19 protein-coding genes and 4 pseudogenes are annotated in these 20,924 nt (G+C 51.9%); 4 read left to right on the top strand and 19 right to left on the bottom strand.

Annotation, left to right across the window (positions count from 1 at the left end; translation table 11 throughout):
- Position 1: 1 nt before the first annotated feature.
- The 19 genes and pseudogenes from tssJ to FBY04_RS29085 form a co-directional block, all read right to left on the bottom strand.
- Complete coding sequence (gene tssJ, locus FBY04_RS29170; RefSeq protein ID WP_144931340.1) at positions 2-529, bottom strand: type VI secretion system lipoprotein TssJ; 528 nt, start codon at positions 527-529, stop codon at positions 2-4.
- On the bottom strand, positions 513-2,822 hold the full coding sequence (locus FBY04_RS29165) for a type VI secretion system Vgr family protein (RefSeq protein ID WP_144931338.1): 2,310 nt from the start codon (positions 2,820-2,822) through the stop codon (positions 513-515). Before FBY04_RS29165 ends, tssJ begins: the two co-directional genes overlap by 17 nt.
- A 14-nt stretch (positions 2,823-2,836) precedes the next feature.
- Positions 2,837-3,226 carry a DUF4280 domain-containing protein gene (locus FBY04_RS29160; protein ID WP_178115392.1) on the bottom strand — a complete coding sequence of 130 codons (390 nt, stop codon included), beginning with the start codon at positions 3,224-3,226 and terminating at the stop codon, positions 2,837-2,839.
- 16 nt (positions 3,227-3,242) lie between these two features.
- A complete protein-coding gene (locus FBY04_RS32500) occupies positions 3,243-3,386 on the bottom strand; it encodes a hypothetical protein (protein ID WP_178115391.1) in 144 nt (47 codons plus the stop codon).
- The gene (tssG, locus tag FBY04_RS29155) at positions 3,379-4,368 is read right to left on the bottom strand and encodes a type VI secretion system baseplate subunit TssG (protein WP_144931336.1); all 990 of its coding nucleotides are present in this window, start codon (positions 4,366-4,368) and stop codon (positions 3,379-3,381) included. The genes FBY04_RS32500 and tssG overlap by 8 nt, the downstream gene beginning before the upstream one ends.
- Positions 4,353-6,227: a type VI secretion system baseplate subunit TssF gene (tssF, locus tag FBY04_RS29150; RefSeq protein ID WP_145318787.1), complete on the bottom strand. Its 1,875-nt coding sequence runs from the start codon at positions 6,225-6,227 to the stop codon at positions 4,353-4,355. The genes tssG and tssF overlap by 16 nt, the downstream gene beginning before the upstream one ends.
- Entirely contained in the window at positions 6,220-6,708 is a 489-nt protein-coding gene (locus FBY04_RS29145) for a type VI secretion system baseplate subunit TssE (RefSeq protein WP_256667203.1), read from the bottom strand. Before FBY04_RS29145 ends, tssF begins: the two co-directional genes overlap by 8 nt.
- Positions 6,709-6,838: 130 nt before the next feature.
- Complete coding sequence (locus FBY04_RS29140) at positions 6,839-7,309, bottom strand: type VI secretion system tube protein Hcp (protein ID WP_145318784.1); 471 nt, start codon at positions 7,307-7,309, stop codon at positions 6,839-6,841.
- Positions 7,310-7,410: 101 nt separating this feature from the next.
- Positions 7,411-8,901 (bottom strand): type VI secretion system contractile sheath large subunit, encoded by a 1,491-nt coding sequence (gene tssC / locus FBY04_RS29135; protein WP_145318781.1) that lies wholly within the window; start codon positions 8,899-8,901, stop codon positions 7,411-7,413.
- 11 nt (positions 8,902-8,912) lie between these two features.
- The gene (gene tssB, locus FBY04_RS29130; RefSeq protein ID WP_145318778.1) at positions 8,913-9,428 is read right to left on the bottom strand and encodes a type VI secretion system contractile sheath small subunit; all 516 of its coding nucleotides are present in this window, start codon (positions 9,426-9,428) and stop codon (positions 8,913-8,915) included.
- Positions 9,429-9,456: 28 nt separating this feature from the next.
- Positions 9,457-10,476 carry a type VI secretion system protein TssA gene (tssA, locus tag FBY04_RS29125; protein ID WP_145318774.1) on the bottom strand — a complete coding sequence of 340 codons (1,020 nt, stop codon included), beginning with the start codon at positions 10,474-10,476 and terminating at the stop codon, positions 9,457-9,459.
- A gap of 289 nt (positions 10,477-10,765) precedes the next feature.
- Entirely contained in the window at positions 10,766-11,113 is a 348-nt protein-coding gene (locus tag FBY04_RS29120) for a DUF1120 domain-containing protein (protein ID WP_145318771.1), read from the bottom strand.
- 679 nt (positions 11,114-11,792) lie between these two features.
- The gene (locus tag FBY04_RS29115; protein ID WP_145318768.1) at positions 11,793-12,374 is read right to left on the bottom strand and encodes a hypothetical protein; all 582 of its coding nucleotides are present in this window, start codon (positions 12,372-12,374) and stop codon (positions 11,793-11,795) included.
- A 134-nt stretch (positions 12,375-12,508) separates the two neighbouring features.
- Entirely contained in the window at positions 12,509-13,156 is a 648-nt protein-coding gene (locus FBY04_RS29110) for a hypothetical protein (protein WP_145318765.1), read from the bottom strand.
- 98 nt (positions 13,157-13,254) lie between these two features.
- On the bottom strand, positions 13,255-13,551 hold the full coding sequence (locus FBY04_RS29105; RefSeq protein WP_145318762.1) for a hypothetical protein: 297 nt from the start codon (positions 13,549-13,551) through the stop codon (positions 13,255-13,257).
- A gap of 752 nt (positions 13,552-14,303) precedes the next feature.
- Positions 14,304-14,803, bottom strand: a pseudogene (gene tpx, locus FBY04_RS29100) (thiol peroxidase).
- 213 nt (positions 14,804-15,016) lie between these two features.
- Positions 15,017-15,541 (bottom strand): cupin domain-containing protein, encoded by a 525-nt coding sequence (locus FBY04_RS29095; RefSeq protein WP_371927879.1) that lies wholly within the window; start codon positions 15,539-15,541, stop codon positions 15,017-15,019.
- A gap of 275 nt (positions 15,542-15,816) precedes the next feature.
- Entirely contained in the window at positions 15,817-16,080 is a 264-nt protein-coding gene (locus tag FBY04_RS29090; RefSeq protein WP_145318759.1) for a tail fiber domain-containing protein, read from the bottom strand.
- A 1,628-nt stretch (positions 16,081-17,708) separates the two neighbouring features.
- A pseudogene (locus FBY04_RS29085) lies at positions 17,709-18,225 on the bottom strand (transposase); the annotation flags it as partial.
- Positions 18,226-18,254: 29 nt separating this feature from the next.
- Here FBY04_RS29085 and FBY04_RS33055 point away from each other — a divergent pair.
- The 4 genes and pseudogenes from FBY04_RS33055 to FBY04_RS29065 all read left to right on the top strand — a co-directional run.
- A pseudogene (locus FBY04_RS33055) lies at positions 18,255-18,488 on the top strand (ATP-binding protein); the annotation flags it as partial.
- A 124-nt stretch (positions 18,489-18,612) separates the two neighbouring features.
- Positions 18,613-18,915 carry a response regulator gene (locus FBY04_RS29075; RefSeq protein WP_256667202.1) on the top strand — a complete coding sequence of 101 codons (303 nt, stop codon included), beginning with the start codon at positions 18,613-18,615 and terminating at the stop codon, positions 18,913-18,915.
- 161 nt (positions 18,916-19,076) lie between these two features.
- Positions 19,077-19,844 (top strand): annotated as a pseudogene (locus FBY04_RS29070) (IS5 family transposase).
- Between the two features lie 144 nt (positions 19,845-19,988).
- Positions 19,989-20,714, top strand: a complete 726-nt coding sequence (locus FBY04_RS29065; RefSeq protein WP_144931201.1) for a hypothetical protein — start codon at positions 19,989-19,991, stop codon at positions 20,712-20,714.
- The last annotated feature ends 210 nt before the right edge of the window (positions 20,715-20,924 follow it).

The raw sequence follows: 20,924 nt of genomic DNA, 5'->3' as shown, positions 1-20,924 counted from the left end.
CTTAGGGAGTCTCTAGTATTGGAATTGCCTGAATCGACACCGCATCACGTGCAACCGTAACGTTCAGCGTCACCGGGCTCTGGGCCTGAAACACCTCCACGGCTCGCCATTGGGCGTTATCCAGGTCGCGGTATTCGGCAACCACACCCAGCAGGCGCACTCCAAGTGCAGGTACAAAACGATGTATCCTCAGCTCGCCGGGACTCAACTGGAAAGTCTCGCGTGTCAGCCAAGCGCTATCCGTTGGCTGCTGATCAGCACTACCCAGGCGCGACAGATCGACCTTAAGAAACGTTTTGGCGTCACTCAGTTGATAGACCGTGAGCATCAAAGGCGAGGGTCGACCATAAAGGTTCGGGTTGGCATCAAGGGCGGCTTCCATGTGCAGCGTCTTTTGCGGATCACGTACTGGCGGGTCTTGGAACCAGCCGACCATCTGACACCCCTGCAGTAGCAACAGAACGCCCAGCACCAAACTGCCTGCACCTGCACGGCACCAGCGCGTACGAGCGTCAATCACGGCCATCATCGGCCTCCTTGGCCTTTTCGGCTTTCTTAGCTTTTTGGGGTTTCTTCGGTTTGGGTTCCTCGGCGGAGTTGGCACTGCCGCCGCCTCCACTGTTGATGTCGACCTTGCTCTTGCCGTCGATCGTCACCAACGTGCCATTAATCGACACGCCCTTTGGACCCAGCACCAAGGTACTCTCTCCAGCCTTTAGGGTGAGGGTTTGACCTGCCTCCAGGGTAATGGTCTTGCTGCTCTTGAGGTCGACACTACTGGCCCCCAGCTTGAACTTACCACCCACCTTGGCATCACTGTCGGCACCGACCTCCAAGGAATGAGCTCCGGTAATCGCACTCTGCTGGTCGCCACCGACCTCCAGGGAATGCCCCCCCTTGATCTGGAGGTTGTGATCGCCACCGACTTCCAGCGAATGGTCGGCCGCCACCTGCCGGTTGTGATCTCCACCAACCTGCTCATGGGAGTCCTTGGCAATCTGGCTGAACGAACTGGCGCCCACAATCAGGTGCCGCTCGTTACCTATGTTTTCGAGAGCGTCGTTGACGACGGTGGTGTCTTGGTTGCGTCCAGCATAGAACAACAGCTGCTCGGCGCCATCCTTATCCTCGAAACGCAGTTCGTTATAAACGTCTTCGTCCCCCAGTGACTGGCTCTTGATACCACTGCGAGCAGCCTGCGCTGGTAATTCATAGGGCGCACGCATACCTCCGTTGTATAGGCAGCCGGTCACCAATGGGCGATCCGGGTTCCCGTCAAGAAACTCCACCAGCACTTCCTGACCAACCCGAGGCAAAAAAATGGCCCCTCGGTTCTGGCCCGCCCAAGGTTGCGCCACCCGAACCCAACACGAACAGTTTTCGTTGTTTTGCTCGCCCCTGTCCCAGTGGAACTGAATTTTGATCCGCCCGAATTCGTCGACCCACAGCGGTTCGCCCTCCTTGCCAACCACAAACGCTGTCTGCGGACCGGCAATTTTCTGGCGCAGAGTATTAAATTGTGCCCGGTACTGCCGATTGCTCGGCATCGCCGTCACTTTGCATTCAAAACGCGGAGCGCTGACCCCATAATTAGAAGGCGTGCAAAAGGCATCCAGGTGTGCACGAACAATCAAGTGCTGGACGTTCTGACGGTCATCGGGATGCTCACTCAGGGTAAAACAAGCACCTGCAGGCAAATAGGGCGCACAGCCAGTAGTGCTGACAAGCAGTTGTTCGGCACTCAGGGCCTGAGCCTCGATTCTGGTCACGTACTCACCAGCCGCCGAACTGTTGAAGTGTCCCGGATAACGGTAATGCTCATAAGCAGTCTGCTCGTGGTCCATGGCAACCGCCGCCTCAGCCTTCAGTACACTAGCTTCCCGGGTGTTGGCCTTAGTGAAGTCGAAATCCGTAGCACTGATCCGGCCGGTGCATAATGTATGGTGCGGTTCCCAACCCCAAAGACTGTGGACCAAGGCGTCATTGCCCGCGCGCCACTGCAAGGGACCTTCACCGTCGATCGGTTTATGCACCGTACTAGCGTCGGTAATCACCAAACAGTGCCCCTCTACCGTGTGGCGAAAGAAATAGTACATCCCGGCGTTTTCCATCAACCGACTGACAAAGTCAAAATCGGTTTCACCGTATTGAACACAATATCCAAGAGGGTTATAACTTTCTGTGGTGGCCCATTCCACCTCACCTGGATAGTCGGCCAGCACAGTCTTAAGCACATCAACCACTGACTGGTCCTGGAAAATCCGGCAATGACTGGCGCAACTGGAAAACCATAGCCACGGACGCAGCAATAGCTCGTAGCAAGGCATGCGGCCCTGATCAGCGACCTGCTTGAAACCGACTATGTACGCATGCAGAGTACGCATCATCACCGACTCATCCGGCAGGGAGCGCTCAAGGGGCTTGCTGGATAGCACCTTAATATTGGTCTCAAGCAGCGCTTCGGGGGCCAGATCTTCAAACGGTGCATCGAGGTCATGGACAGGGCCCTCCGGCCCAAGCGGATGGTCGAACACGCGAGTGAGCTGCTCACTGTCTTTCTCAAACCTCACGTCCTTAACCCGCACATCAAGATCGGTGTTTATCCCGTATGGCAAAAGAACCGCCAGCGGTTTGCCCAACAACTCATTGGCACGCAGCACCCCGTTTGGACTGAGCACATTGACCTTGTATTCGAACAACTGGCTCAGGCCTTCATCGCCCGTAAGACCGGCAAACAACCAGGCGTGAGAACCTATTAACCCGGTAAAGGCGCAACGGGGCTGCCCACTTTTTACGCGCACATGGCTTGAGAGCTCACTCATCTCTGACATGCACCTCAGGCGATCATGGTTCGAGTAGTGCCCGGCTGATCGACCTTGATCACCCCTGCCCACTGACATAAACAGGTGCACTTGCTATGCAGCGCCGGTTGTCCTGTGATCTGGCCCCTAGCCGCACCTGGTGTCCAAGGCGCTGTAGTCATCGGGACACAGGGCATCGGCGTCAACACCCCCATCGCCGCCGAAGTTGCAGCGCTGACCTGCGGATTAGCCATCGACGTGCACACCCCGAACGAGGCGATATTAACCATCGACTTGTGGTCTATGATATTGGCAGCGAACTGACCTTCGACGCAGTATCGGTTGGACGGCAATACCATTAACTTAGCCGGTGCCGCGCCAAACGAACAACTCAATACCGCGCCCATCACAACTTGATTTGGCATAGAAATCCTGAATAAATTAATAACCAACTGCGACACCGAACCAACGAAAACGACGTCCGGCCTGATAAGAAACGAACCCCATAAAATAGACGGAATCCATAGCCTGGAAAGCCAGGTTGTCGAGCTTACCCAAAAGCTTGGCGCGGCTGATTTCAGTCATGAAGGGGGTCCTGTTGAAGTCGTTTAATACAAGCCGGGCTCAACACATAGGCACGGAGCTGGTGTTTTTTTTTCGTGCAGGACAACCACGAAGCCATCCCCAGGGGGGTATCTTCGCCCAAGCATAGTGCAGGCTTTTCGCACGTTGACAGCAGCAACTGTAGGTCCCACTCGAAACTGCCTCCGAGGTAGTCGTCGACCAGCCGAACCATCCTTCGTAGTACTGCGGAGCCCGGTAAAAAACGCATAAAATTATCTAGTCGCAGCGGGCCCAGGCTCAGGCGCACGCTGTGTTGCACATTCCAAGCCCGGCGCCCCAGTAACGCGGCATTGCCCAATTGCGAGCAAGCACCGCCCGCACCCAACTGCAGTTGCTCGTCCGCCGCAAGGACACTCCAGCGCCCATGCCACTGGTGCAGGCTGACCGGTACTTGCAGGTAGTCACGCAACAACACCAGCAGCCCTTCGGCGCTCCCTCGCTGATCTATGTATTGGCTGGCGTAATAGGATTCACTACGGGGAGCAAAGACCTGCACGTAGTCCGCGAAACGGTCCTCGTCGGGACGGTCCGCCGAGACTACCGGCCGGGTCACGGCCCAACTGCGGTACAGCAGGCACAACAAGCGGTGATGGAAGATGTCTAGAAAGTGCGTCAACACGAAGTCATTGTGGTTAATTTGGCGTGACAGGGCGTCTTCGCTGAACGACAAAGGCATCGGACCATTGACCCCGGTCAGGCCGAAAAACGTCACCGCTAGACACGGCGGCAAACCCTCGCGCAGTTGCAGATTGCGCAACATACTCGGTTCGAAGGCCAGTGATACGGCCTGTGCCAGGCGCACAGGATCCTGATGCAGATGATCGGCAGTTCCCAACCGAGGGGCCTTTGGATTGAATCCCTCGATACGGCGCAAGGCGCTAAAAAAGTCAAAACGCCAGGCGTGCTGTTGCAGTTCAGTCCAAGGACTCAGAGGCTCGTGCATTGGCTACCTCGAGCCGGCCAACGCATGATCATGCCTCGCCCCCGTGTGTGCAGCACCGTCTGGGTAAAGGCATTGAGCGCCGCATAGCGGGCGAAGAATGCATCTAGCACTGCACCAAAAACAAAGGCCCCGATCCCCTCACAGGCAGCGTCATCCAACGTCAGGTGCAACTGCACCCCTCGGCCAAAGGCCACAGGCCCGCTGCCAGGCAAGCGCTGGGTTACGACCTTAGCCTGCAACGAGACGATGCCCTCGAGCAAGCGTTGCATCACTTCATTATCGACCGTGATATAAAGTGACAAAAGCTCTCTCAGGGCCTTGGCCCCAGCCTGTCCGTCGTCGTTGGCTAACGGTAGGTAGTTGCGTGACAGGTGCTGGATCGCGCGCCACGGGCCATCGCCCGACGTCGGTACCGCTAGCGGGCTCGAAGGCCCGGCCACACAGCGAATCGCCAAGACCGGTGCTGCGACCTCAAGGACAAAATCGGTTTTGCCTTTGCCAAATAGAGTGTGTTGTGCCACGTCACGGTTGGAACACAGCACCTCAGCTGCCAATTGATGTAGAGCCGGGTGAAAAGGCGGATGGCGCGGATCAACCAGGGCAATCGACACATCGCTGCCTACATAGGGGCGTTGGCCATTCATCGTACCGGGAGTCGCCCGGCTGGGCGTACGGCGCACTTGAAAAAAGCCGGCGATGGTTCCATCGCTGGCATGTACTTGGGGTGAATACAGCGGGACGAAACGTTGGCGCTCGCGAGTGCCACTAAGGTAGCCGTGCACCTCGAGCACTTGATGCACCTCATGAGCCAAGGGGTTCGAGGGGTCGACCAACAGGGTAATGTCTTGGGTGTGTTGCACCAGATTGATTCGCTCGGTGCGTTTTCTGAAGAGGTTCTGCACCGGGGTGCAAAACAGGGCGAACAGCGATCGATCAATACCGGCAGGCAACGGGTTAGACAACGGCGCTAACAGGATCACCAGCTCCAGACTGTCCTCGCCACAGCGCCGGACGGCTGGCCCTAGACCGCGGAGGTCAATGAAACGATGGCCCTCGGGAAATGCCAGAAAGCGCTTTAACAAGCTAAATCCGGCATGGCCGGCGGGGCCTTGGTCCGAGTGGATGGCCGCGGACTCGAGATTGGCCTGGACAATTTGACCTGGCTCAATGATTTCGCACCAACTCGCCGTATCCGACCCCGACCGGGCCATGACTCCCAGAGCACGCGACAACAGCGCTTCATGCACCGCCAAGGCCCGAGAGTCTTGCCCAGTGAGGTAAAGACGCAAGTATTTGAGCGAGAGTTGGTTAAACGCTAACCCCGAAGTGGTTTTTAGCCGCAAGCGCAACGCCGAGTGAGCCTGGCCTGCAAACCGAGTGGGTAGACCCGGCAACAGACCAGCGCTCGCCAGATAATCGGAGGATTCGATCTGCAACGGCCACAACGTCACCGCCTGGGTCGTACGCCACTCGCAACGTAGGCTTCGCCCAGCATACTCCGCGGTGGCGCTCAAGACGCTGTCGGCAGGCAAGCAGAAGCCATTCGTCAAGCTACCCTGATGCGCGTCCGGGGTTACTTGGACAACGGCCATCGAAGGCTGCGGTAGTAGGGAGTGCGGTTGCACCTGTTGTAGCAGGTTCTCGGTGAACTGAGGAAACTCGGACTCCATTTGCAGCCGGATCCGCGCAGTGAGAAACCCCAGCCCCTCAAGCAGACGCTCAACTGTCGGGTCGTTGCTCTGCTGTGAGTCCAGCCCCAGATGACCCGCTACCTTGGGATAGGCCTGGGCAAACTCGGCAGCCCCTTCACGCATAAATTGTAACTCGCCTTCGTACAGTCGCAGCAGACGCTCATCCATGGTGGGCTCGAGTGTCTGGCAAGCTAACGCGGGCTTCTCCACTTTCGGTATTCCAGACCGAACAGAACTTGAAGGGGTGAGCCACCGCCGCCTCACGCAGTTGCCCTTCGATGATAAACTGTACCTCAGGTATCGACGCATTGCTGCGTCTGCCCCAAGTGATGTGCAAGCTGTGACGAATGATTCGTGGTTCAAAGGCAATCACCGCCCGACGAATACGCTCTTCAAAAGCGCGTGGGTCAAAGCCAGACAGGGTGCTACCAGCGATACTTCCAACGCCGTAGTTTAGAACTGAACGTGCTACGTGGGGAGTAGCCCTAGGATCAAACGCTTGGCCCAGGCCAGATGCATTGAATAACGCATTTAAATCAGCTTTCAAACGGGCCAACAGATAGCTTTTGCTCGCATCCGATCTCGAAGATAGAGCGGGCTGCTCATGCAAACTCAAACGCTCCAGCAATGTATAGGTGTAAGTATTCATGGCCCAACCTTGAGCTTTTACGTTTAACCAACCGTACAAAAAGCTGATTAAACAAAATCCTATTGACGAGTTGAAGGCACCCTGAAGATCAGGGGCACCTTGGCTCCGTGCAAAAATCAGAGAGACTTAATTATTCTTTAGCTATAAGATCATAGCTTTTTTCTACCGAGCCTTTTTCGATATCACCATCGAAATGATTATATTTATAATTGATTTTTACAAAATTTAATGAAATATGCTCTTCAGGTCGGCAGTTGGCAGCGCAGCAAGTGGAAAATGAACTTACAATTGGCTTGACCAACTCAATAGTGAGCAGCTTTTGTGAGGACTTACCGGCACCAGCGGCATGCATGACGACGATTGTAGCCTTATCAAACGCCTTGCCGACGAGGGACTGAATAAAGAACTCAGGGGAAGTTTTATCTGCACCCTTATCCAGTACCAACTCCGACATGTATGCCTGTCCGACATCTCGATCAGCGCCCTGCACCTGAATGTGCCGAGCGATACTCAATGAGTAAGAGTTGAACTCAATCCAGCCCTCATGCCCTTTGACGGTGGAAGTGCCTTTAATCTCTTTATCAAACTTTACTAAAATCATATTTAACTCCTATTTGGTACTTGCAAACAACCAGTCCCCAAAAAAACTACGTCCGCACAGAACCTGCCACTTAGGTAAGTGACACCCAGCCAGTACAATGGTCAAGCCTTGACAGAAGGCAACCTGGAAACCAGCCGCAAAGAAACGGTCAGCCCTTCAAGTTGATAGTGTGGACGCAAGAAAAACTTGGCCCGGTAAAAACCTGGATTAGCTTCGTCTTCTTCAATTACAACTTCCGCCGCCGCCAAGGGCTTGCGGGCTTTATCGCTGTCCGACGCGGTGGCCGGGTTCAATTCAACGTAACGGTTGACCCAACTATTGAGCCAGGTTTCTAAATCCGCCCGCTCTTTAAACGAACCGATCTTGTCACGAACAATGCACTTCAAGTAATGGGCAAAGCGGCAGGTGGCGAACAAGTAGGGTAAGCGGGCCGCCAGCTTTGCATTCGCGGTGGCGTCGGGATCGTCGTACTGCTGCGGGCTGTGCAGTGACTGCGCACCGATAAAGGCCGCAATCGAGCTATTCTTGCAATGCACCAGAGGCATAAAGCCACTATTCGCCAACTCCAACTCACGCCGGTCGCTGATGGCAATTTCGGTCGGGCAGGTCATGTCCACACCGCCGTCTTCGCTCGGGTAGGCATGCACTGGCAGACCACTGATTGCGCCACCCGACTCGATTCCACGAATCTGTGAGCACCAGCCGAATTTCTTGAACGACTGATTGATATTGAGGCCCATAGCGTAAGCAGCATTTACCCATAGGTAGTTTGCGGAATCACCCTGTGTGACTTCTTCAAAATTGAAGTCTTCCACAGGAGCTGTCTTGGCACCGTATGGGATGCGACCCAAAAAGCGCGGCAGAGTCAGCCCCACATAACGAGAGTCTTCAGAGCTACGCAAGTGACGCCAGGCGGCATGTTCCGGTGTCTGGAAAATCTTGCTCAGGTCCCGCGGGTTGGCCAACTCCTGCCAGGAGTCCATCAACAACGCGCCCGGATCAGCGGCGCTGATCAACGGTGCATGAGCCGCAGCGGCAATCTTGGCCATGGACGAGAGCAACTCAACATCAGGCGGACTATTATCGAAGTAATAGTCGGCGATCAAAGTACCAAAAGGTTCTCCCCCGAATTGACCATACTCATGTTCATAAATTTTCTTGAACAGTGGGCTCTGATCCCAGGCGGCACCTTTGAACTTTTTCAGTTCGCGAGCCAGCTCGACCTTTGATACGTTGAAAAAGCGGATTTTCAGTTGCTCGTCAGTTTCGGTATTACTCACCAAGTGGTGTAATCCGCGCCAGGCCGACTCGAGCTTCTGAAACTCGTCATGGTGCAAAATAGCGTTAAGCTGACCCGAGAGCTTGCTGTCGATTGATGCGATCAAGGCTTCAATGGTGCTTAACGTATCGTCAGCAATCAGATGCATTGTACTCAAAGCCTGCTGGGCCAAGGTCTGTATTGCAGTGTGGAGAGCCTCTCTGGCTTGCTCGCTGCGTGGTTTAAATTCCCGCTGCAGCAAACTGCTGAATTCATCAACTTCGACGAACTTTGAATAAAGGCTGACGGCCTGGATTTGTTCTGATGTGCTCACAATTACTTACCTTATTCAGTAGCTTGATCAGCAGGTTTGGCTTGATCCGCGAGAGATTGCATTAGCACCGGATCTTCAAGCAATTGAGCTACCAACTGTTCGGCACCACTTTTACCATCCATGTAGGTCAATAAATTGGACAGTTGCTGACGCGCCTCCAGCAGTTTGCGCAGTGGTTCGACATTGCGGGCGATCGCACCTGGGCTGAAATCATCCATACTCTTAATGTCCAACTCGATAGAAATTTGGCCCTCACCAGTTAACTCATTGGCGACCATGAGCTTCAGGCCCGGATTAACGGCATTCATGCGTTCGTCGAAGTTATCAATGTCAATTTCAAGAAACTTACGCTCTGCCACCGAGGGCAAGGCCTCAATATTGGTGCCGGACAAATCAGCAAACACACCGTTGACGAAGGGAAGTTCGATACTTTTTTCAGCCCCATATAGTTCCACGTCATAATCAATCTGTACGCGCGGCGCACGGTTGCGGCCAATAAACTTCTGACTACTGGTATTACTGGACATTTTGCTACCTTAAATGAATGATGAATCGTCAGCTGTCCTGAAGACCGCCAAGTATTCGTAGCTCGTTGATGCTTGAGGGCACCAGTTCAGCGATAATTTCCATGAACTCCATTCCCGCCAGCTTCCGTACACGGCGCACCAGCATCGGCACCGGACTACTTGGTTCGTGGTGATGGTAATACGCTTCGATGGCATCGAGCGCCCTCAGCACATCGTCTCTGGATCGGCACTCACCGCCCCCAATTACTTGTGCAGGTACTGCATCTCTGCCAATAACCGCATTGGGAGACGGATCACTTACCAGAGACAGGCCCTGTGCCGTATCACGCAGGCGCCCCTCTACCACCCGCAGCCATTGCTGCAACAAGCGGGAAATTGGCTGTAAAGGCGATACTGCGCATAACCCGGTGTGATCATCCAAGCATTGACCGATCTCGACTAAAAGCCCTTCAAGACGATTGAGCACTCCCAGACTGCGCATCAGTTCGGTGGAGCACTGCGGCTCGATTAAGCGCCCTAATCGCGCCAGACAGCCCGTGCGCTCTTGCGACTCTGTACCAACGGCAATCAACGCAAGATCTGCACAACTGAGTACTTCTTGAGTATCAGTGCGCGCCAATGGCTCTCGACGCAGTGTCGCGATTACCGTACTTGGCACTGTTAACTCGGCTAATGTGTTGAAGCGCACCAGTGGGTCAAATTGCTCCGTCACCGACAATTGCGGGTGTACCGTATCCCAGCGTTCACGCAGCAGAAACGCCAGCACCTGTAGCCCATTGGCAAAACCATCCAATCCACTACGCTCAAGCCAAGCCCGTGCCAGACAGACACCAACGCGCAAATCATGGGTACGCTCAAATAGTTTTAAACACAAAGCCTCGACAGCAATCCAGTCAATCGGCTCAGGGACGTAAACATGCTCACCGTATTGTGATTCCTCGCCCCCGGTTATTTTCTGACTCAGCGCGAGAAAATCAGCGTCATACTCAAGATCCTCACCGCAGCCCTTACTTGCAAGACCGGCGATAAAACTTTTAACGTTTATCACGTACCCCCCGACGCCTGCATGATTAATGTGTTTTATTGAGAAGTCAAAATACAAATAAACTTAAAAAAACCAATATCGGTGCTTTTTGACTTGCAGCGGCCCTGCGAAAAGCTGACCGGCACACTCCTAAGAAAGCTCTTAAGCAGCCAGCGACATTTTAAAATCACTTTCACTTGAAACTAAAATTGGCCTCTACTTCAGACTTTTCCTAGAGACCGGAAGTTAGCCCAGCCACTAGCCAGAAGGAGCACTCTCGCAGCTGCCCCATCTCCAGAAGCAGAACTTGTTGTCATGCGATAGCAGCCGATATCCCCGCTGGCGCGAACCCAAGACCAAAACCATATGAAAAAGTCGCGACAACTGAGTAAAATTTTTCGTCTTCCCATTGATAGTTGATAAGCATTGGCGAGTCACAGGCGATACTCAAGGCTATAGACTTTCCGGCAAAGCAGTTGTCGCTCAAATCTTTAAGCACCATTTTCCCACAGTCGACTACGCTCACCCCACTGAATATTGGCGCGCATGAAACAGGGATATGAGTCCCGGAAACGGTCAGATCAGCAATACTGACCGCGAATGCGCTATTGACCGCCACGAGTAACAGTGCACTCAGCACCAACTTTCTTTTAAAGCTCATCTTCAATCAACCAATTAACGCTAGCATCGCGCCTGCAATCTGACCGCACCAGTCGTCCGACTTACAGGTGCCGCACTTCCTGGGTCGTCAAGCCGCCCAGCACCTCGTCAGTGGTCAGATCCAGCGAGTAGGAACGTGCCTGGCGGCAAGTCACTATTGGTACTAGCCAACAACAGTGAACTTAGAGCAATGGCCTTTGAGAACTTCATGTTCAGCACCTTATTTTATGTGGCATGTATCAGCACGCTGCTTTCGCAGACCTAATTTCGATGAGACCTACCCTACACATTTGTGATATATCATAGTGGGTGCGCACAGATCGATTATGCAGGCGTTTTCCGGACGACCTGTAGGAAATTTCCCAAAATCCGGGTAGGCACCGCACACCGATCGAGTGAAAAGACTCTTACAGCCGAGACGGAGAGGAAGGGGGCGGATCCGATTCTAACTTGGCCCCCGGCTTGGCTGTCATCGGTACAAACTAAAAATATACTCGAACAGCGACAAACGCCCAGGAAAGGTCTGAAGTAGTAGCAATTTTTGAGGCCCTCGCTGGGGGATACGCCCAAAGCCCGGAAAATTTGGCCTCCCTTTTAAATCAATGGGTTACCAAATATTTCTGGGTGGAATATGGAGGGAACCGTAAATCGAAAATACAACAAATTTGGAGCTAGCTCTTTTAAGATGCAGAGCCAAAATTTCCGATCAGGGTATAACCTCGCGCTACGAGTCTCATTTGTACTTGATCAGGAGCCATATTAAAGTAGTCATGGAACCGATCTTCCGGGAGCAGTCGTTGAATGGCAGGAATAAGATTTGTATAGCGGCGCTGAGCATCTGGACGATAATGACCACTGCCATTGTTCCAGGACTTTAGTTTATTGCTTTTAAAAAAAAGTTCGCCAGCAAAAAGTATGTCTTCACGATTTGATAGGGAGGTGTGTCCATCTATGATAAAGCAGGGATCAATTGTATTCTCAGAAGCTGCTAGGTTCAGTCGACTAAGCGCGCCGCAATAGATACGACCAGGATCACTTGCAAGGATGACGAACGCGAATATTCCATCTACCGCAGGCCTGCTCGTATTTCCTCGAGCTGTTGGAATAAAATAATAAAAATCGCTACTTATTCTTTGAAGTTCGAAAATTTGTTGAGGTGTAGCAGCCTGCTGCACAAAAGGATTTTTAACTCTTATTGGCGTTATGAGTGCGCGCGCGCTGAAGGTTCTCTCTATTTTTTCTAATTGATCGTGGGTAAGCATAAGAATATGTTTTCCAAATAAGGTAAGAACGAGGGCAGAAAACTAGATGCAATACGGACCCACACCCAAAACCAGAAATCTGGCTTTCTTTTCAAATCAATGAATTACCAAATACTTCTAACTTAAGATGGGCGTCAAACCATGTGACGTGAAGGAAATCCACCCCAAACCTTGCATTGGACTATTGCTCGCGGGCTGGTTCTTGTGTATGTATTTTTATTGGCAGGTGAAACGAGAGCATCAGGCTTGTTTTGTGATAATGCTCCCTGCCAGAGATCTACAATAATTGAGGTTGAGTTAAACTCTTTTGCCCAATTTATCCATTCATTTGACCTATACGGTGTTTCAGATAACAATGTGATTGTGTGATTGTAGTCTGGCAATTGAAGTGTATAAACAAATAATCCTGTTTGAGCTGCGATGTCTTTTAATTTTACTGCTGTAATTGAGGCCATTTCTGCACATTGCCCAGGCATCTGGTGAGTCTTCTCCACTTCTTTGGCTAACTCAATGACAAATCTTCTATCAAATGGAGCGTCAGATAAGGTGAGATCAAATTGTCTTGCAACAGAAACTCTGCGTTGTCGAATACCGTCACGATTGTCATCGTAATTATATTGTGTTAACCCGCTATGGTTAGTGCTAGGACGATCACAAATTGTTACTTTGGATACATACGGTAAGATTTCATCTTGAATTTTTTTGGTCAAAACGAAGCGATTAAAACTGTTGTCGTTAGCAGGGCTAAAGCAATTTAGTCCTTTGCCAATTCTTCCGAGCATAAGAATTCCAATTCAAATTTTATTCGGGCTCGACTTACTAAGCCCGGGACTTTTGCTGTATTTTTAGTAAAGCATCTCTCACTCTTAAATCGTTTACCTTATTGTCTTAAATGCGAGGCAACCTCAGCAATGCTGACCCCAGCAACTAATTTTTCCATTACGGCTGCTCTCTCCTGGGTATTAAACGTTGGCGGTCTGCCAAACCGCTTGCCAGCCACTTTAGCGCGATCAATTCCTGACTGAGTGCGTCCAATCAATAAATCACACTCAAACTCAAAGCCTCCTGCAGAGCAGGATGCGACACTGGAGTGCTCATAAGACTGCGCCATGGCCGTACCAGACATAGCAATTGCAAGTACGCCGCACGCGAATATCCGCTTAAGTACTTTATTCATAATTAGCCTCTTGAAATGAAATAAATCTTTAAAGCCATGGGTTACCCCTAATGGTTTATTACGACCGTGACAAACCAAGCCTGTAACGGACTGCAATCACTTGAGCCAAGATGGAGCGAGTTTGAGCGCTAACACATGAAAGCACCTCGCTTACGCCCGTCCTCTTTTCACCTAATCCACTGCGTGGTGAAGCCGGTACATAACATTGTCTAACAATGAAAAAACAATCAAAACCTCTGAGAAAACTTATGTTTAATCCCCCCGCAGCATAACCTCCGGCCTTATTAAGTCCGTGCAGAAAAAACGCTAGGGAATATCTGTAACTGCTATCTCCCCGAGCATTTATGAAAAAATAGAACGTATGTCCGCTATTAACTTTATCTCCCCCTCTCTTGCGCAGGTGTCTCGGTCATCGCTGCGCTGGCTCCATTTTTGGCAATCAGCAGTGCTTGGCCGTGTAGGGCGGCCTTCGGAATATAAATATCGAGCCCTGAGCCTCGAGAGCCCGCATTTATTATGTAGTGAACATCGGCTTCGTTGCTGAAGCCTAGCTTAGTAAACCGCTTACCAAACAAGATCGTCGCTCGGAAGCCTCCGTTCCGCAGCACCTGGCGCCGTGTACAGCACTGCGCAATTCAGTCGTTAGTCATCCGTAATCCTAATAGACGGATTAGCAAGGCGATCACGCACATTCCCCGCTCTGACAGCGAGCCTTGGGGTTTTGCCGCACACGATACTGGAGCTGCAGCGACTCACTTCAATACAGCCAGGGCAGTGTCGTAGTTTGGCTCTTCGGCGATTTCTTTGACCAGTTCACTGTGCAGGACCTTATCGCTCTCATCCAGTACAACTACGGCGCGGGCCGTTAAGCCTTTGAGCGGGCCGTCAGCAATGCCCACACCGTAATTCTCGATGAATTCGGCGCCACGCAGGGTGGACAAGCTCTTAACGTTTTCCAAGCCTTCGGCACCGCAGAAACGGGCTTGGGCGAATGGCAGATCAGCGGAGATGCACAGTACCTAGGTGTTGGCCAGTTCATTGGCCCGAGAGTTGAACTTGCGTACCGAGGTGGCGCAGACTGGGATAACAACGCTTGGGAAAATGTTAAGCACTTTGCGCTTGCCGACCAGATCGGGCAGGGACGCGTCCGACAGATCGCCAACCACTAGGGAAAAAGTAGGCGCGTAGGAGCCTGGTTGCGGCAGGTGGCCATTGTTTTGAACAGGGTGCCTTTAAGGGTGATTTGAGCTATGAACGTATTCCTTTTTTATTGGTTGTGACGCACTCAAGAGACCGAAATTAAAAATAAAGTCTAATCGCAGTCCAACCCGATACAGCAGCTGAGATACTATCCGCTCTTCGGAATCCAATTACTATATCAACAGATCTACAAGCCTTTTCAGCGCCCCCCCAAAACAGGCTTACTTGAATCGACTCCAACTTAGCTCGCAAACAGACTACGCGCTCAATCTACCGCAAGCCTCTCAATCAACGCAGCATATTCGGAAAATTGCTCCTTGAGCGCTTGGCGATGTCCTAACGTCATATCCGCATAATCAAACCCAGGAGAAACCGCTTCACTGATAAGTCCGTATCCAGCCGATCCATCTAATAGCTGCGAAGCTTTCCACACACCGCCAGGCACATGCAGCTGCAAACACTCTCCGACGATAATATTATCGCCCATTACGACAGTTTTTAATCTACCATCAGGAAAAATCAGGCTGTATTCAATCGGGTCTCCCAAGTGGTAATAATGCACGATATCTGACTGATTCAGATGAAAGCAGTTAATAGGCGCATTCCTAGTTAAGAGAAAATAAATCGAAGACATCAAAAAACGCGATCCGCGGGCTGTATCGGTGAGAGCATGGCTATTGGACTCAAAAGTCCTACGATAATAGCCGCCCTCCGCGAGAGGCTCCAAATCAAGTGCGTCGATTAGTTGATCAGTCCTGAGAGCCAGAGAGCTGTGCGTCATGGTGGTCATTATAGTATCCGATTCAGTGACTAAAATTTGGTATTGCGATGCCCCGCGATCCGGTCCAAATCACCTCTAATTACCCGATAAAACTCACATTTCCCGTCGACTGCTAGATCCATCTGCGGCAATAGGCCAACCCGCGATAGGTAAGAAAACCAAACGCTGACGATTTTCAGTACAATTTGAACATATCTATTCAACCGCTCACACTCTTTATTCAATGTCGTGATCTGATATATCATTGAGGGAGATGATTGATTCGCCCCATTACGACTTTCTGCTTAATGAGCATGCTTTGCCGCGTCCCGAGCGTCCAAAACCGCTATCCTTCCATTGAGTTCCCGTACAGCCTCAATCAATGGCGCGACCAATTTTTGATAATCCAACTGCTTGTACTTCCCATTCTTCACTATTAATTCAGGATATACTTTCTCCACATCCTGAGCCAACAAACCTACATCCTTCTTGCCGCCGACTTTGAACTCATAAGACACTCCATGTAACTCGAGAATTTTCTCTGTAGCCCCCCTGCAGCGGCTGGATATCTTGTTTTAGATGCTCATCACTGAAAGGGCAGCAGCGATCTCCGATCCCTGATAATGGCTCTCCTGCTTCAGCACTCATTATAGAACCGATACTTACCAGCGATAGCACGCTAGCAAAATATATTTTTTTGGCGTTACACATTGATCACCTCGTTATTATTTATAATGCACCGCTAAATTTCAGATCAACCATAGTCCTGCGCGGTTAGCCATTACACAGACCCAACCCAACACTTAAGAATAGTAAACACAGATATCTTCCGCACGAACATAGGATAATTCCCGGAGGTGCGTAGGAAGTTTCTTTGATCGAGTTAATTTATGTAAAAATACCCCAGAAACCACACAAGACGCAGTAATTCAGCCAAGGGAAATGATTATCCGGTACAACCGTTGATGATGCTGAGAGAGATAACGCAAACTGAATCTATCACAGTGATCTGGCGATCTCCGACTTGCAAGACTGAGTATCGATCCGGCTGAATGGCTACTCAATAGAACGGCCATCAATCGAATTGCTACACTACGACAGAGAAAGTGGGGAAGGTCTGATGCCCTCCCCTCCTCAACCACCCAACCATTCATGCACTGCGGAAATTTCCTACCCGCCCCTCGGAAGCGTCTGACTCTGATCTGCCAGTCATTCTGTCACATTTGCCCGGCTTTAAATTTCAAGTACTTCCTGAAACCGCCAGCACCTGCAGATCCCAGTCAGACCTCTACTTAGTTTGAGCTAGGTATTGGTTCGAGTGAGGGACGGCCTGGATTCGTAAATTCAAAAACGCAAAATAGAAAATGCAGCAAGGACCGCCGCGCATTCTCAATCTGAAGAGATTTGTCATATCAACGATTGAAAGATATTCCAAACCCCGCGCACTGTTACATTGGTGCTTTGCAATTGTAATAATCTGGACCAGTATCATTGGCTTTGGTGTCTCGCTCATCCAAATACCTGAACCGGTTGCGGGCTTTATCCACAGCCTGAATGTTTCGTTGGCAGCACTACTGATCCCCCTATTCATAGTACGCTTACCTATCGAGTGACTCACCCAAGCCCGTCGTCACCCTCAGAATTCTCCCCGCTCTACCGGTGGCTGGTTGAGGCCGGATATATAGCACTCTACATCTCCACGGCCCAGGTGCTACTCACAGGCACATTCATTGTTGGCGCCAATGCCGAATTGCCCCATGTGCTGACGTAAGACTAACCCACCTTAGAATCGGCACAAAACCACCAAAGATAGTGGTTCGCGGGGAGTCAGACCGGGTCAGTGATATCTCGGTAAAGGGATCAATTCGGCGTCGGCGCCAACATGGTCACCCCATTTACAAAAAAAATGCCCACCAATGCTCGGAATAGTAGATACAAATATTTTTTGTATGAACGTCGGAAAATTCCCGGGTACGTGTAGGAAGTCCCTTCGACATTAAGATAATTTTACAATTTAATTTTCTGCAAAAAAATGCCCCAGTAATCTCGTGGATTTCATGACACCTAAATTGAGCCAACTCCCCCCAAGGGAGAAGATGACCATCCGACAGAACCCTTAAGATCGCGCACCGTCAAGCGCTATTGTCAGGTAGGGCTATACTCTAACTTGATACCAGGATCCCTCAGGTTAGAGCCCAAACGAGCCGCGGTTCTTGGTGATCTCGCACAGGCTCATGTTTACAGACTCGATGGCGTTGGTGGTGTAGATCAGCTTGCGGATCGCCGGCGGGAAGGCGAAGAACGGCGTGATCCGTGACCAGTTGCGCCGCCAGGACTGACCAATCGGCAGGTAGTCATCATCCCACTTGGCCTCGAATTCGCCAAGGCGCAGTTCGCCTCGTCTGGCGGGCTGGACTGGTAAATCCGCTTGAGGTCAGCGGCGACTTCGGCCCGCCGCTTCCAGGACACGTAGTTCAGGCTGTGCCTGACCATGTGCGCGGTGCATAGCTGCACGCTGGTCTGCGGGAACACCGCCTCGATGGCCTCGGGAAAGCCCTTCAGGCCATCCACGCAGGCGACGAAGATGTCCTGCACGCCGCGATTACGCAGCTCGGTCACCACTTACAACCAGAACTTGGTACCCTCGCTCACAGGCCAAGGATTTCCTTCTCGTCCGCCAAGCTGATGCCCAGCGCCTTCACCCGCACAGAGCCCTAGCGCATCCTGGTTTGTCCCGGACTGAGTGGACACTGACTTAAGGTGGATAACGTTGCGCGCGCTGCCGGCCAGCGGAGATCCGCGCCTATGCGTCGAGTTGCTGGTGGAGGACAGCGGCATCGGCATCGCCGAGGGTGATCTGCGCCACCTATTCAGCCCTTTCGCCCAGGCCCGTGACCAGCCACAGGCACGCAACGGCTCGGGCCTCGGTCTGGTGATCTGCCGTAGCCTGAGCGAAATGATGGGCGGCGACCTGACGCTAAGCAGTACCCTCGAGTGGGCACGGCCGTGCGGGTGCGTTTCGCCTTCGACGCCCTGCCGGAGCCGCCCTCCCCTAGTGTCGAGTCGCCCCCAACATCGATACGCAGGCGGACTGGCTGCGGGTGCTGGTTGTCGACGACTACCCGCCCAACCGCCTGCTGCTGGCGCAGCAGTTGGGCCTTCTGGGGCACCGCGTGGTAGAGGCCGCGGATGGACTCAGTGGGCTGGAAGCCTGGCACCGCGAGCATTTCGATGTGGTGATCAGCAACTGTAGTATGCCCAATATGAACGGCTATGAGATGGCCAGCTTCGCGATCAGCATTACCGGAATCGTACTTGGCATGCGGCGCCTGCTCCCGCGTCGCCAGCGCATGCAGCGGTCACGTGAACACGCGGCTCATTACTCACGCAGGGGAGCTTCATGAATATCGCAACCCAAGGAATATTGATCTCCGGTGGATTATCGAAATGCCCTTCCTGCAAAGGAACTTTCCTAGGGCCTGTTGACGTTTTTCGGTGGGGCATTGAGGAAGAAGAGCAAACCCGCAGAATTGAGGTCCTTACACCAGGACCCTGCGGGTTTGCGATGCCGCGATTGATGCTCAGTGATGAGCTTTGGTCGAAGCTGGAAAAAATTCTGTTTCAGCAAGCGATTTATCACAAGCCAGATTTGCGGATGACGGTTGAGGGCATGCTCTATCGGATGCGCGTGGGCTGTCCTGGCGAGACCTGCCCAGCGCCTTCGGGTGCTGGAATTCGGTCTACAAGCGCATCAACGCCTAGTGGGCGGCCGGCAAGTGGCTCAGCGTTTTCAACGCCTTGCTTAAGGAGCCTGACTTTGAGTGGACGTTCATCGACGGCACCTATGTGAAAGCTCATCAGCACAGTGCGGGTGCCGCCAGCTGTCAACCTCAAGCAATCGGCAAAAGCCGCGCTGGGCTCACGAGCAAGATTCATCTGGCGGTTAATACGCAGGATTTGCCGGTGGCTTTCGAGATCACAGGAGGCGACATCAACGACTGCACTGCAGCTCCCGAACTGATTGCGCAGCTCCCCTCTGCCGAAGTGATCGTCGCGGACAAGGGCTATGACAGTGAGCGCATCCGCAAACAGATCGATGCAGCCGGCGATTCCGCAGCGCACCATGAAACGCAATCCCAAGCCAGGACTGCCCCTGCTATTTGATCGCCCGAAATACAGGCAACGGAACATCATTGAGCAGATATTTTGTTGGATCAAAGAGCACCGGAGAATCGGCACCCGCTACGACAAGCTCGCCAGAAGTTTTGGCGCGATGGTCACGCTGGCTTGTGCGCTGCAATACCTACGACAATACTTTTCGTACAGAACCTAAAACCGGCACGAGCCCCCCCTGTTTCTTGACGATATAGACAAACCGTCCTAGTGTTTCTCACGTTGTATGAACCAACGCCCAGCAAGAAAGTATCGTCGCTCGGGAACATTAATCGCCCAGCGCGACTCATCCAGGAGCAGACTCATGCAGAAGAGTGCAAGCCAATCAAATGATATCGACGCGATTATTGTGGACAACACCAGCATCGAGTCGAGTGTGCAATTTCTTCCCGAAAAGCCAAGCGCCCCGAAGGGTAAGACTTGCGACGACATACATTATTACAATAACAATCTCGCGAATGACTTCAAACTTTTCCAGCCGTTTCAAGCAACCAATGGCGTGATTTCTCTATCCATAGTTGAAGGCACACCGGAACTCCCTTCAATTGTATCAGAGCTATATTGCCGAGCACAAAGAGAGAACACAGGCGAGGTAATTAAAGAAGGATTCATATCAATTGCTGGGCAGGAATCTATAGAATTTTCATTGGCGCCAAACGAGAGGACCAACGTTTATTTTAAGGGTGCTCCTAACACAGTACTCCAGATTACGAACCAATCGACCGATTGGAGCATTCATTTTAATGACTTTGCTGGTAGAGTGCCCACAGAACTCGGAGAATTTACACCTTCTAAAGATGACACCGTAAAACTATCTCTGTTGAAAACGACGTGGGAGAGAATACTTGTTGATATATATAAGGATGGATCGCCCAGCCCCATTACAACACTAAGTCTTTCATTACCGTCGCAGCCTACGGCAGAGTTCAATCTTCAGGCGAGCCAGACCTATGTATTCAAGATATACAACCCCAAGCCAACCGATTTTAACATACATTATTGTCATGAAACTTCTGATGATCTGAAATAGCCAAGTGCCTCTGACCGACTTCAACTCTCGCCGCTTCTGAAAGCAGCCAATTGGATCTAGCTGCTGCGAACGACTCGCAGCAGCTAGATCCCTGTTACAGCCCCGCCTGTCCTGAGTTGGCCAGCAAATGTCGACGCGCCAGCCACAGACTCATAGGGCGAATAACGTGATCACCTGTACCCCTCACCGCCAGAGGTAATCTACAGCGCT

This window comes from Pseudomonas sp. SJZ080 (assembly GCF_007828295.1).
In the GTDB taxonomy this organism is placed as follows: Bacteria; Pseudomonadota; Gammaproteobacteria; order Pseudomonadales; family Pseudomonadaceae; genus Aquipseudomonas; species Aquipseudomonas migulae_A.
The sequence above is the reverse complement of the archived record's forward strand: the minus strand, read 5'-3'. Positions and strand labels throughout refer to the sequence as shown.

What these genes read in the sequence shown, in the direction of transcription:
- tssJ (WP_144931340.1), bottom strand. Translation starts at nt 529, where the DNA reads ATGATGGCCGTGATTGACGCTCGTACGCGCTGGTGCCGTGCAGGTGCA.
- FBY04_RS29165 (WP_144931338.1), bottom strand. Translation starts at nt 2,822, where the DNA reads ATGAGTGAGCTCTCAAGCCATGTGCGCGTAAAAAGTGGGCAGCCCCGT.
- FBY04_RS29160 (WP_178115392.1), bottom strand. Translation starts at nt 3,226, where the DNA reads ATGCCAAATCAAGTTGTGATGGGCGCGGTATTGAGTTGTTCGTTTGGC.
- FBY04_RS32500 (WP_178115391.1), bottom strand. Translation starts at nt 3,386, where the DNA reads ATGACTGAAATCAGCCGCGCCAAGCTTTTGGGTAAGCTCGACAACCTG.
- tssG (WP_144931336.1), bottom strand. Translation starts at nt 4,368, where the DNA reads ATGCACGAGCCTCTGAGTCCTTGGACTGAACTGCAACAGCACGCCTGG.
- tssF (WP_145318787.1), bottom strand. Translation starts at nt 6,227, where the DNA reads ATGGATGAGCGTCTGCTGCGACTGTACGAAGGCGAGTTACAATTTATG.
- FBY04_RS29145 (WP_256667203.1), bottom strand. Translation starts at nt 6,708, where the DNA reads ATGAATACTTACACCTATACATTGCTGGAGCGTTTGAGTTTGCATGAG.
- FBY04_RS29140 (WP_145318784.1), bottom strand. Translation starts at nt 7,309, where the DNA reads ATGATTTTAGTAAAGTTTGATAAAGAGATTAAAGGCACTTCCACCGTC.
- tssB (WP_145318778.1), bottom strand. Translation starts at nt 9,428, where the DNA reads ATGTCCAGTAATACCAGTAGTCAGAAGTTTATTGGCCGCAACCGTGCG.
- FBY04_RS29120 (WP_145318771.1), bottom strand. Translation starts at nt 11,113, where the DNA reads ATGAGCTTTAAAAGAAAGTTGGTGCTGAGTGCACTGTTACTCGTGGCG.
- FBY04_RS29115 (WP_145318768.1), bottom strand. Translation starts at nt 12,374, where the DNA reads ATGCTTACCCACGATCAATTAGAAAAAATAGAGAGAACCTTCAGCGCG.
- FBY04_RS29110 (WP_145318765.1), bottom strand. Translation starts at nt 13,156, where the DNA reads ATGCTCGGAAGAATTGGCAAAGGACTAAATTGCTTTAGCCCTGCTAAC.
- FBY04_RS29105 (WP_145318762.1), bottom strand. Translation starts at nt 13,551, where the DNA reads ATGAATAAAGTACTTAAGCGGATATTCGCGTGCGGCGTACTTGCAATT.
- FBY04_RS29095 (WP_371927879.1), bottom strand. Translation starts at nt 15,541, where the DNA reads ATGACCACCATGACGCACAGCTCTCTGGCTCTCAGGACTGATCAACTA.
- FBY04_RS29065 (WP_144931201.1), top strand. Translation starts at nt 19,989, where the DNA reads ATGCAGAAGAGTGCAAGCCAATCAAATGATATCGACGCGATTATTGTG.